The sequence below is a fragment of the Bacillus sp. 1NLA3E genome, from assembly GCF_000242895.2.
Taxonomy (GTDB): domain Bacteria; phylum Bacillota; class Bacilli; order Bacillales; family Cytobacillaceae; genus Bacillus_BU.
Map to the genome: position 1 here is coordinate 1,792,335 of NC_021171.1, position 12,286 is coordinate 1,804,620.

Sequence of the window (12,286 nt, forward strand, 5' to 3'; positions counted from 1 at the left end):
GGTGAAAAGAATGAAAAAACAATCCAAACTGAAGTCGTATAGTATTTTACCGGGATTTGGACTATCACTCGGATTTACGATGCTCTATAGTAGCATTCTAGTTATTCTGCCATTATCGATGATCTTTTTTAATACATTTACGTTACCATGGTCGAAAATATGGAGCACCATTTCTGATCCGAGAGTAGTAGCTTCATATAAATTAAGCTTTGGAGCGTCATTAGCCGCAGCCCTCATTAACGTTGTATTTGGAGTGTTAATCGCCTGGGTGCTTGTTCGTTATTCTTTTCCTGGAAAAAAAATCGTCGACGGCTTAGTCGATTTGCCGTTTGCGTTGCCTACTGCTGTTGCAGGGATCGCCTTAACCACACTTTATACGCCTAACGGTTGGATCGGTCAGTTTTTAGGTTTTAAGGTTGCTTATACTTCTTTAGGTGTTGCGGTTGCGCTCACTTTTATTGGGTTACCGTTTGTGGTTCGAATGGTTCAACCTGTTTTGCAGAACCTGGAGAAAGAAGTGGAAGAGGCATCATCTAGTTTGGGCGCCAACCGGTTTCAAACCTTTACAAAGTTAATTGTTCCGGAGTTATTGCCGGCTGCCTTAACTGGATTTGCCCTGGCATTTGCACGGGCGATAGGAGAATACGGTTCCGTCGTGTTTATTTCAGGAAATATGCCGATGAAAACAGAAATTACACCATTGTTAATAATGACAAAACTGGAGCAATATGATTATGCAGGAGCAACAGCTATCGCAGCTGTGATGCTAATTTTTTCATTTGTCCTATTATTAACAATCAATTTATTTCAATGGTGGATTAATAAGCGTTATGCAAACTATTAAGGAGGTGTAGGGAATGGCCGGACATATTCCCCTTCAACATTCGACTGCACCAAAGCTCAGCTCTAAGGTGACAACCGAACCAAGGATCGTTCGCTGGTTCTTGATTACGATAGCAATTGGTTTTCTAGGAATATTTTTGTTTTTACCATTGATTGCAATTTTTGTGAAAGCATTTGAAAAGGGATTTGAAGTATATATAGCTTCTATCACTCAGCCTGATGCCTTATCTGCCATCCGTTTAACCTTGTTGGTGGTTCTTATTGCTGTACCAGTTAATACGATTTTTGGAATTGCAGCAGCCTGGGCAATTACAAAGTTTCAATTTAAAGGTAAAAGCATGTTAATAACTATAATTGATCTTCCTTTTGCCGTTTCACCAGTTATTGCTGGTCTGGTCTTTATTTTATTATTCAGTTCTCATGGATTATTTGGCTCATGGCTTTTTGATCATAATATTAAAATTGTGTTTGCCTTGCCAGGAATTGTGCTAGCAACCATTTTTGTGACTTTACCATTTGTGGCCAGGGAGCTTATTCCGCTCATGCAAACATTAGGGTCTGCAGAAGAGGAAGCATCTATTACATTAGGTGCCAGTGGTTGGAAAACATTTTTCCATGTCACCCTACCCAATATGAAATGGGGTTTGTTATATGGAATGATTCTCTGTAACGCCCGTGCAGTTGGGGAGTTTGGGGCAGTATCTGTCGTTTCAGGACATATTCGTGGGATGACCAATACAATGCCGTTACACATTGAAATTTTATATAACGAATATCAATTTTCAGCAGCTTTTGCTGTTGCTTCGTTAATGTCAATTTTGGCGATTATTACGCTAGTGATTAAAAGTTATATTGAGTGGAAGGCGAAGCTACAATTGAAGGGGTAATTTTTATGGGAAGTAGGGGTATTGCCAATGAGCATACAAATCAAACATATTTCAAAATCCTTTGGGTCATATAAAGCATTAGATGAAATCAATTTAAAAATTGAAACAGGTGAGTTAGTCGCCCTTTTAGGTCCGTCAGGTTCAGGGAAAACATCATTACTACGGATTATTGCTGGATTAGAGATGGCAGATCAAGGGAGTATCTTTTTTGACAATGAAGATATTACCACAATTAATACAAAAGAAAGAAATGTGGGGTTTGTTTTTCAGCATTATGCCTTATTTAGGCACATGAATGTATTTGAAAATATCGCCTACGGTTTGAAGGTTCGCCCTAGGAAGGAACGGCCAACAAAAAATGAAATAAAGGAAAAGGTGGAAGAGCTTCTTCAGTTGGTTAAATTGGAAGCCTTTGCTGATCGTTTTCCATCCCAGCTTTCCGGGGGTCAACGACAACGGGTCGCCCTTGCCAGAGCATTGGCGGTAAAACCCAAAGTGCTATTATTAGACGAGCCATTTGGGGCATTAGATGCCAAGGTAAGAAAAGATCTCCGCAGATGGTTACGGAAACTTCATGATGATTATCAAATCACGAGTATTTTTGTCACCCATGATCAAGAGGAAGCATTAGATGTTGCTGACAGGATTGTTGTCATGAATGAAGGAAAGATTGAACAAGTTGGAACCCCTGAAGAAGTGTATGATCATCCAAACAATCCGTTTGTTTACGATTTTCTTGGGAACGTGAACATCTTTCCAGGGCGTTTGCATCAAGGGACATTAAGTGATGGTTACTTTGAAATTGATACCCCGGAGTTCTCAGAAACTGTGAACACACACGCACTTGGGTTTGTTAGACCTCACGATATTCATATTGAGCGTGAAGATTCCTCAAAAGAAGCAGTCGAAGCCACGATTGTCCATCTTCATGTAGTCGGGCCTGTTGTTCGGATTGAGCTTAAAAGAACGGATGCAGATGAGTTCCTCGAAGCGGAAATTTCGAAGGATCGTTATCGAACGTTAAACTTAAAAACAAAGGATAAAGTATATATTAAACCGAAACAATTAAAGGTCTTTATCCCCCAAGATTACTCCATTTAAATGATGGAGTAATCTTATTTTATAGGATACTTTAGATTTCACCATTGTGGATAATTTTTTCTAAGTTAGACTCGCCCAGCTTCATTTGCACCCAGTTTATTTTTAGTCAAGCTCTTCCGAATCAATGTAATTACAAACAATAATCCAGGGACCCCCGTTTGTAAAGGTAAATGTAAATAAAGAGGAACCCATTTTAGTCCGACTTCAATATGTTCGGTAAAACTGCTTGCCATTTTAATTGAGTAAACTAAAATAAATATGCTCAATAACAATATACAAAAAATTCTATGTTTATTTTTAGATATATGGAAAATGTCTACTATTCCAGCAAGACCAGCATAGAAAAAAACCATAATTTTAATAAACACACCAAAAATTAAGGTTGCGACCACTATCACATCTACCCTTTGTATGAAATTTGCTATATTTACTTTTGTAATCGTCTCCAGTAAGGGAAATTGGGATTCGGAAACACCTAGTACGCCTAATATAGATATCTCGATAGCGATGGTCAGACTTAAGATCATTCCAGTGGAGAAAATGGCATAAATTCCCGCTTTTTTTCCAAGGTGCGGCTTATTCAAATAGGGAAGGAACATGGTAAAGACAATCATTTCACCAAATGGAAATGTATACGTTTGTTTGTATACAGTTGATAAGATCGGCTTCCAGCCATTTTCTAAAATTGGAGATAAATTTTCTAATTTTACCAACCCTGAAATTAGAGTAAAAAAATACGTTAGGAAACCTAGGGTCACCATTAAAATAAAGACCATTTCAGCCGTTTTTCCGATAACTTCAATCCCACTATAAACTCCATAGGCAACTAAGGCTATCATGAGACCATTGACAACATATAGAGGTGTTAGGTCTAAAGTTGAGGTGATTAACAAGTCTCCAAAATCACGTAACACCCTTGATGAAATATAGAGGAAATATAATATATAGATATATGATAGGGGGAGCCCAATTGCTTTACCAAGGATTTTAGGTAAGTAACTTGTTAAGGAGAGACCTTGGAATTGATAAAACAGGTACACATATATTAGGAACAAAGGTATTCCGTTCAACATACCAATTAGAACGGCTAACCATGCGTCCTGTTTAGCTTGCATCCCGATCCCAACCACAATCGCGCTCCCTAATTCAAACAAAAACATTAAACAAAACAATTGTTTGGCACTAATTTTTTCAGTACCGATGGAAATCGACCTACTTCCTAAAGGGGTTTAGATTTCATTTTGACTAACTTTGACTTTATTGTATCCACAACAAGTAACAGAAGAGGTAAAATTAATCCATAAATTATGGTAATGGGAGTCCATGCTTTTGAAAGGAAAAAATAAAAGTAAACAATATTAGGAAAAAAGCTGATCGACATAGTAATCACCAGTATACCTAATGGAAAGGTTAATATTTTATCATTTTTCAACTGAATCGGTTGGGCAATACTCAAAACCAACGAATAGAAGCAAATAGAGATTTTTATGAATAGGGAGATAAACATCATTGCACCAGAAAGGATTTCAATCCTCTGGATAAAATTACCAATGTCTATTTTTTCAGCTAAAACAAAGGTTGGATAATTTAACCGTGATGTTAAATCTGATCCAAGAACTAAAATGGATAGGAGAGTAATTAGCAATAAAATAAACCCACCTACTAAAACTCCAATAAGCATTGTTTTTTCAACCCTTTTTGGGGCTACAACCGAGGGTGCAATCATTAGAAAAACGACAAGATCTAAAAAGGGAACACCCAATGTTCGAAAGGTTCCTCTTAGGACCGGGTTCATCCCATTCTCAAGAAAAGGAGAAATATTTTCAACTTCAATTTGAGGCATTAAAAATAATACTAATAATACAAAGAATATTAGAACATAAGGTAAGAGCATTTCAGAAGTTCGAGCGATCGTTTCAATTCCTAAACGTACCCCCATAATGACTGTTAGCAGAAATAAAATCTCAATGGCCTGTATAGGTGTTTCAGTCAAAATATGAGTGGTCAACAGGTCCCCAATTATTCGAAGCAAACCTGCAGTAAGGATTAAGTAGTACAAAAAAAAGAGGAAAGAAACAGTTTTTCCAATCCATTTGCCCAATATTTTTTCACTGTATTCTGCCAAAGTCAAGTTAGGATACCGAAGCGCTAACATCCCATATAGTTTTCCGAATAGTAATCCACATCCCATTCCGATAATGCTAGAAAGCCATGCATCCTGTTTTGCTGCTCCTACTAATAAAGGGGGAGCAATCAAGGAAGAGGTACCAATAGTAAACAGGATGATTAAAATTAAAAATTGGTTATTGGATATTTTTTCCTTTGTTGGCATTCTTGATCCCCCTCTTTTTTACAATAGGCTCTGATAAACTAGAATGTTGATTTCCGCTCCAGGCGCTTCGCGGACCTTGGGGCGGGCGGTGAGCCTCCTCGGCGCAAAGACTCCTGCGGGGTCTCACCTGTCCCGCTGCTCCCGCAGGAGTCTTCGCGCCTTCCACTCCAATCAACATTGTGTAAAAAATCAACATTGAGCTTTAACACAGCCTTACATTAAAAGTCTATCAACCAAATTTCCAATGGGCACAAAAATCATCATGAGCCAGTCGATTGGATTGGGTAATTCAACCCCTAAAGCTAATAGAATACTTAAAATGGCCCCCATTAAGAGGAATAAACTAAATACAGAGATTTCTTTTAGTAATTTTTCTTTAACAAGTTTGGGTAATTCCATTAAGGCGATCAAAATACATGCGATGATGACACCCACAGCAGCGACCACAGATTTATTCCCCTTTTACTTCTTTAATGTAGGATTGATTTGTGACACCAGTCCGTCTTATTTTAAAATCTGAATGGATTGTAATAGGCATGTCTACAAAATGCTGACTCCAATCCTTTTCTAATAATTTCCAAGCTTGAGGGTTGGCGCGATGAATAACATCACCAAAACCATAAATATCTACTCCTAATTCTTTTGCCTTTTTTACCGATTTGGTGAGAATGGCTGTATTCACCTTGTTAACAGATTTCTCCAATTGTTTTATTGTTTCAGGTTTTGTTAAATCAACATCACAGTACACTTCACCAACATTACATTCTCCTGATATTTGGATATCGATCTTTGGTTCCCCGTTCACTACTTTTCCTGTTACTTTGGACTTTGAACGGACAGTTTCTACAACTAACTCTCCTTTTTTCGGACACGGTATATCACCGACAGTATTTTTTACATTATCTGTTATATAGTTATAACCCTTACTTTCTACTTCGTTCAACCAGCCAATCATTTGATCCTTTTTGAAAACAGCAATATTTTTATATTGTAAACGAGCAAAAGGTTGGATTCTTTCCACGTTTTCCTTTGATTCACCTTTAGCTTTATTCCCTTTAATAGAGATTCCGGTTAGGACAGCTTGTTTTCCTGGACTGGTAAGATCAGCTAATAATTCATCCAACTGAACAGCAACGGTTGGTGCCCATGATTTTTCGGATGCTTCAAGGGAGGAATGCATTTTATTGGCTGGGATTTTTTCGATAGTAGTCAGATTTTCAAGAACATCTTTACCTTTTGTATCCTTAGCTATTACAATATAAAAATCTTTGCGAAATTCGGGGTCCCTAGCAAATATCTCTAACGATTCACTTATGCCTTCCTTGGCAATGTCCTCACTGATAACGAGCATTTGAAGATGAGAAAAATACAACTTTCGCGGCGCTTCAGTCGTCATTCTTCTGATCGTTTCAAATATATTATCACCTGCATCTGTATAAGTTGTAACTGGAGTTCTACCTCCACCTCCTTTTTTTGAAGCAACCTCACCTGGATCAACCACTTGCGCAGATAATTGGTATTTATCTCCTGATTTGTCGATTGCCAACGCCACAACTAGAGCTAATTCGTTTAATTCTCGCCGGTTCCAACATCCAGATGTCATGAACAGGCAAGGAATAAAAATAAAGAAAAATAATAATACCTTTTTCATTGAGTTCATCCTTTTTCAATGAAGTTATTTTCTTGGTGCTGGTTTAGTTGGAGGTGCATTGTTTTCGCGCTTCACGTTATTTTGATTAATTAACCTCGGGCGTGAAAATAAGGCCCATTGAGGGAACCGAAAAATGGTATCCTTTTGATCTTCCAATATAAAAGGTCCAAAAGGAGCCATGAATGGAATACCAAACGACCGTAGACTATTCAAATGAAGCAATAGAGCCAATAATGCAATTGTAATTCCATACAGACCAAAGGTAGCGGCAAACATCATCATGCCGAATCGGAGGATCCTTACTGCAATGGCCATATTATAAGCAGGAAACACAAAATTAGCGATGGCCGTAATGGATACTACAATAACCATGGAGGCAGAAACAATACCCGCCTCAACGGCTGCTTGACCAAGGACCAGTGCTCCTACAATCGAAACGGCCTGTCCCACAGCCCGGGGCATTCGAATCCCAGCTTCACGCAGAATTTCAAATGTTATTTCCATCATGACTGCCTCTACGAAAGCAGGAAAAGGAACTCCCTCTCGTTGCGCCGCTAAACTAATTAACAGTGGTGTCGGTAGCATTTCCTGATGGTACGTTGTAACAGCTATATAAAACGAAGGACCAACCAAGGCAATTAAAAAACAAATAATCCTCAGCATTCTAAGCAGAGTGGCTACATCTGCACGCTGATAATAATCTTCTGCGACTTGAAAGCTTTGGATAAACAGGGCAGGAACTAAAAGGACAAAAGGGGTGCCATCCACAATAATGGCAACCCGACCTTCTAAGAGGTTACCAGCCACCACATCCGGTCGTTCCGTATTAGATATGGTTGGAAAAGGGGAAAAGGTATCGTCTTGGATTAATTCTTCAATATACCCGCTTTCCAAAATCCCGTCTATATCAATTCTATCTAAGCGTTGGTGAACTTCCTCCACAACTGAATCGGTTACGATTCCTTTAATGTACATAACGGCAATATTGGTTTTTGTTATCCGACCAATCTGTTTTTGTTCACATAAAAGATTGGAATCTTTGATTTTTCGACGGATTAAAGCGGTGTTAGTTCGGATATTTTCAGAAAAGCTTTCCCGCGGTCCACGCACAACCGTTTGTGATGCTGTTTCTGATACACCACGATCTTCCCATCCGCCAGTTGAAGCCGATATCGCTCCACTGTAACCATCCAATAAAATGACAGTGTTTCCAGACAATACAGAAGTGTATAGGTCTGTAAAATTATTGACTTCCCTAATGTCACCGATGGTTAAGAGACTATTTTTTACCCAATCGAAAAGGGAGTGATGATGGAGTAATTCATTCTTTAGGTTAGGATGACTGGCATCATTCATCAGGGATTCCAAAATAAAATTTTGAATGGCGGTTGTATCCGCTAAACCATCTGTATAAATGATGACAGCCTTGATGCTTTTTTCTGTCCGTACTTTAAACTCCCTAACAATGACATCAGTGCTTTTTACAAAGGTTTCTTTTATCTTTTGAAGATCCTCATCAAAGAATCCTGTAAGCTGCTCACCATTATCAACCTGGGTTTCTTGCTGATAACTTTGATTAGATTGTTTTTGTATATTAAGTTTCTTCAACCTTCGGAATGTTCTCATCATCAATTTCCTTTCATCACCATGTATATTTAGAAATTCCCCATTACCTTTCATTTCATGCTAAAAATCCCTCGATTGTGAAAAGGTTTCCATCTTATTCTTTTTCTAAAATCGTTCAATTCCCTAAAATCTGTGTTATATTAATATTTAAAAAAATTCACATAATAATTCTATTAAGGAGGAAGAGACCGTGACAACAGAATTGAAATTAAATGACAGCAATCTTGCCTTACGTCGAGATGTAAAATATCTTGGTAATATACTTGGCGAAATCTTAGTTTTTCATGGTGGGACAGACCTCTTAAATAAAGTTGAAGTAATTAGAATGATGTGTAAAAATCTCCGTGATCACTTCGAAACAGAAACATACGCTGCCCTAAAAAAAGAAATTTCAGAGCTTCACACTCCAATGCGCAAACAAGTAATTCGGGCTTTTTCTGTTTATTTTCACCTCATTAATGCTGCTGAACAAAATCACCGAATTCGGCGGAGAAGGGAATATCTCCTCCAAGAAGAAAATAGTATTCAACCAGGCTCAATTGAAAGCGCCATTCTTACTTTTAAAGAAAACGATGTTTCCCCAGATGCGATTCAAAAGGTGCTAGATTCTTTATCACTTGAGTTAATCATTACGGCTCATCCAACGGAAGCAACGAAACGTTCGATTCTTGAAATTCAAAAGCGGATCGCTGATCTATTAATCAATCTTGATACGCCATTCCTTACCAAAAAGGAACAGAAAAAGCTTCAAGAAAGCTTATTTAATGAAGTGACGGTGTTATGGCAAACAGATGAATTGCGGCACCACAAGCCAACAGTATTAGATGAAGTGAGAAACGGCTTGTATTACTTTGATCAAACCCTTTTTGATGTCCTACCAGATATTCATCAGGAGGTTGAGGATAGTCTGAAGGAGAATTATCAAAATTATAGCTGGGATATTCCAAATTTTCTTCGCTTTGGTTCATGGATTGGTGGGGACCGCGACGGTAATCCGAATGTAACTCCAGAAGTAACTTGGGAAACTTTACATAAACAACGTAGGCTTGTCTTGAAAAAATATAAAAAAGTACTCGTAGAACTTATGAAACGGTTTAGTCATTCTGCGGTAAGAGTAAATATTAGTGAAGACCTCCTACGTTCTGTGCAAACAGAAGAAGACAAGTATTTAACTGATGATAAAAAGTGGCCAATTGAAGCCGAGTTGTATCGCCGTAAATTTGCCATCATCATTGAACGTCTTAAACAAGTAGGGAACTCAGAGAACGGCTATCAGACTGATACGGAATTATTAGAAGATTTATTCATGATTCGCGACAGCATATATCAGCATTACCCAAGTGGCCATGAATTAAAGCTTCTTCAAAAGTTAATCAGACAAGTTCAATTATTCGGCTTCCATTTGGCTACCCTCGATATAAGAAATCACAGCGGCGAACATGAAGTGGCGATAGCGGAAATCCTAAAGAAGGTTGGGATTACTGAAGCCTATCAACAACTTAATGAACAAGAGAAAGTGGATACATTACAAAACATTTTAATGGACCCAAGACCACTGTTACTCATTGATGAGGATTATTCAAAAGAAACTCAAGAAATTATCAACGTCTTCAAAATGATTAAAGATGCTCATCGGGAATTTGGAAAACGTTCTATCTCTGTTTATTTGATCAGCATGACTCAATCTGTAAGTGATTGTCTTGAGGTTTTGGTTTTAGCAAAAGAAGCAGGGATTAATCGCCTCCATGCTGACGGAACATCCGAAAGTAATTTAAATGTAGCCCCACTACTTGAAACGATTGATGATTTAATTGCAGGACCAAAAATCATGGAAACATTGTTTCAAATGCCAGTCTACCGAGAGCACCTCCACAAAATGGGGGATCAGCAGGAAATCATGCTTGGATATTCTGATGGAAGTAAAGACGGCGGTACCTTAACGGCGAACTGGAAGCTGTATAAAGCACAATTAGAGATCCATGAAACGGCGAAAAAGTATAAAATAGGGTTGAAATTTTTCCATGGCCGCGGTGGTTCATTAGGTCGTGGGGGTGGTCCACTTAGCAGAAGTATTTTTTCTCAGCCAGGTGAAACCCTTGGGGATGGCGTGAAAATAACCGAGCAAGGGGAAGTATTGTCTTCTCGTTATCTGGTTGAAGAAATTGCTTACCGCAGTTTAGAACAGGCAACATCCACCTTGTTGCTAGCGTCGGCTCATATTTCAAAAGAATCGGAGCAAGGGCATTCGCGCGATGAACGCTGGGTTGGAGCGATTGAAGATATATCAGACTTTTCGTTACGAAAATATCAGTCGCTTGTGTTTGAGGACCCGGATTTCTTGACTTATTTTACACAAGCCACTCCTTTAAACGAGCTAAAGGATCTAAACATTGGTTCGCGTCCAATGAGTCGCAAAAATGGTGGTAAATTTGAAGATTTGCGGGCGATTCCTTGGGTATTTGCTTGGACTCAAAGCCGCCAGTTATTTCCTGCTTGGTATGCAGCAGGTACAGGGTTAGAAAGTTTTGTTGCTAAAGATAGCTCAAATCTTCAGTTGCTGCAGCAAATGTATGAAGGATGGCCGTTTTTTCGCTCGACGATTGATAATTTGCAAATGGCTCTCATGAAGGCAGACATTCCCACCGCTAAAGAATATACTTCACTTGTTGAAGATAAAACGATTGTAGAACGCATTTTCAATAATATTGTAGAAGAATATAACAAGACAAAAGCCATACTCCTTAGAATAACAGGTGATAAAGAGCTACTCGATCATACACCGAACATTCAAGAATCCGTGTACCGCAGAAATCCGTATGTGGACCCGTTAAACTTTTTGCAGGTGGAATTGATCAAAGAGCTTAGGAAAGCTGACGAGATCGATGAGGGGCTGTTAACGGAAGTTTTGCTAACCATAAGTGGGATTGCAGCGGGGTTACGGAATACTGGTTGATGTCCAAAATCCCTTTGTATTTTGAAACTTGAATTTTAAAATATTGATGCTAAAGAGATAATGCTTGAAAGATGTGAAAATTGTGTTATTGTAATAACTAATTAAATATTTCCACACTGGGGGTGCCGGGTAATGGCCGGCTGAGATAAAGATCCAAAAGTCTTTGACCCTTTTACTTGATCTGGTTAATACCAGCGTAGGGAAGTGTATCCAATTATGAATACATGCGCAGATTCCTATTGCTGGAGTCTGCTTTTTTTGACTCCAAAAATAGTGCTTTTTTCTACCTCCCAGTGTGACAATATGGGGAGGTTTTTTTTTGAGAAAGACACAAAAATTAACAATGACAGCGATGATGATTGCAATTGGAACACTAACTAGCAATGTGTTTTTTATCCCGATTGGCTTTACCAAAGTGTTTCCAATCCAACATTTTATGAATGTTTTGTCCGCGGTTTTACTAGGCCCATATTACGCTGTAGCTCAAGCACTATGCGTTTCTATTTTAAGAAACTTAATGGGAACAGGGTCTATTTTTGCTTTTCCGGGAAGTATGATAGGGGCATTTTTGGCAGCGTTTTTATTTAAAAAGACAAACAAGATAGTGATGGCTTTTGTTGGTGAAGTGATCGGTACAGGTATCATTGGGGCAATGGTCTGCTATCCGGTTGCGACCCTTTTACTCGGAAAAGAGGCCAGTCTGTTTGGCTTTATCCCCGCGTTTATTTTTAGCTCAATCGCTGGGGCTTTGATCGGGTATACCCTTTTGAAAATTTTCTTGAGAAATCCGGCAACAGCGAAAGTTATTAATGCTGCAAACACTGAGTTGAAAAACTAGAAATTTATTTTAATAAGGCTGTGTTAAAGCTTAATGTTGATTTTTTGCGAAATGT

At 38.5% G+C, this 12,286-nt stretch carries 10 protein-coding genes and 1 riboswitch; of the genes, 5 read left to right on the plus strand and 5 right to left on the minus strand.

The window, feature by feature from the left end; translation table 11 throughout:
• Positions 1-10: 10 nt before the first annotated feature.
• The 3 genes from cysT to B1NLA3E_RS08650 are packed head-to-tail and all read left to right on the plus strand — an operon-like array spanning position 11 to position 2,831.
• Positions 11-844, plus strand: coding sequence for a sulfate ABC transporter permease subunit CysT (gene cysT, locus B1NLA3E_RS08640; RefSeq protein WP_015593460.1), 834 nt, complete (start codon positions 11-13; stop codon positions 842-844).
• 13 nt (positions 845-857) lie between these two features.
• Positions 858-1,730 (plus strand): sulfate ABC transporter permease subunit CysW, encoded by an 873-nt coding sequence (gene cysW, locus B1NLA3E_RS08645; RefSeq protein WP_015593461.1) that lies wholly within the window; start codon positions 858-860, stop codon positions 1,728-1,730.
• 27 nt (positions 1,731-1,757) lie between these two features.
• Positions 1,758-2,831, plus strand: a complete 1,074-nt coding sequence (locus tag B1NLA3E_RS08650; protein WP_015593462.1) for a sulfate/molybdate ABC transporter ATP-binding protein — start codon at positions 1,758-1,760, stop codon at positions 2,829-2,831.
• A gap of 65 nt (positions 2,832-2,896) precedes the next feature.
• On the opposite strand, the gene B1NLA3E_RS08655 is transcribed toward B1NLA3E_RS08650, so the two are convergent.
• From B1NLA3E_RS08655 to B1NLA3E_RS08680, 5 genes are all read right to left on the minus strand, one after another.
• Complete coding sequence (locus B1NLA3E_RS08655; protein WP_328285174.1) at positions 2,897-4,039, minus strand: GerAB/ArcD/ProY family transporter; 1,143 nt, start codon at positions 4,037-4,039, stop codon at positions 2,897-2,899.
• 11 nt (positions 4,040-4,050) lie between these two features.
• Positions 4,051-5,163, minus strand: a complete 1,113-nt coding sequence (locus tag B1NLA3E_RS08660) for a GerAB/ArcD/ProY family transporter (protein ID WP_015593464.1) — start codon at positions 5,161-5,163, stop codon at positions 4,051-4,053.
• A gap of 213 nt (positions 5,164-5,376) precedes the next feature.
• Complete coding sequence (locus B1NLA3E_RS08670) at positions 5,377-5,610, minus strand: hypothetical protein (RefSeq protein ID WP_015593465.1); 234 nt, start codon at positions 5,608-5,610, stop codon at positions 5,377-5,379.
• Between the two features lie 4 nt (positions 5,611-5,614).
• Positions 5,615-6,814, minus strand: a complete 1,200-nt coding sequence (locus B1NLA3E_RS08675; RefSeq protein ID WP_015593466.1) for a Ger(x)C family spore germination protein — start codon at positions 6,812-6,814, stop codon at positions 5,615-5,617.
• A gap of 24 nt (positions 6,815-6,838) precedes the next feature.
• Positions 6,839-8,494, minus strand: a complete 1,656-nt coding sequence (locus B1NLA3E_RS08680) for a spore germination protein (RefSeq protein ID WP_015593467.1) — start codon at positions 8,492-8,494, stop codon at positions 6,839-6,841.
• 136 nt (positions 8,495-8,630) lie between these two features.
• On the opposite strand from B1NLA3E_RS08680, the gene ppc reads away from it, so the two are divergent.
• Positions 8,631-11,393 (plus strand): phosphoenolpyruvate carboxylase, encoded by a 2,763-nt coding sequence (ppc, locus tag B1NLA3E_RS08685; protein ID WP_015593468.1) that lies wholly within the window; start codon positions 8,631-8,633, stop codon positions 11,391-11,393.
• A 108-nt stretch (positions 11,394-11,501) separates the two neighbouring features.
• Positions 11,502-11,613, plus strand: a riboswitch (TPP riboswitch).
• A gap of 99 nt (positions 11,614-11,712) precedes the next feature.
• Positions 11,713-12,231: an energy coupling factor transporter S component ThiW gene (thiW, locus tag B1NLA3E_RS08690; protein WP_015593469.1), complete on the plus strand. Its 519-nt coding sequence runs from the start codon at positions 11,713-11,715 to the stop codon at positions 12,229-12,231.
• Positions 12,232-12,286: the final 55 nt, after the last annotated feature.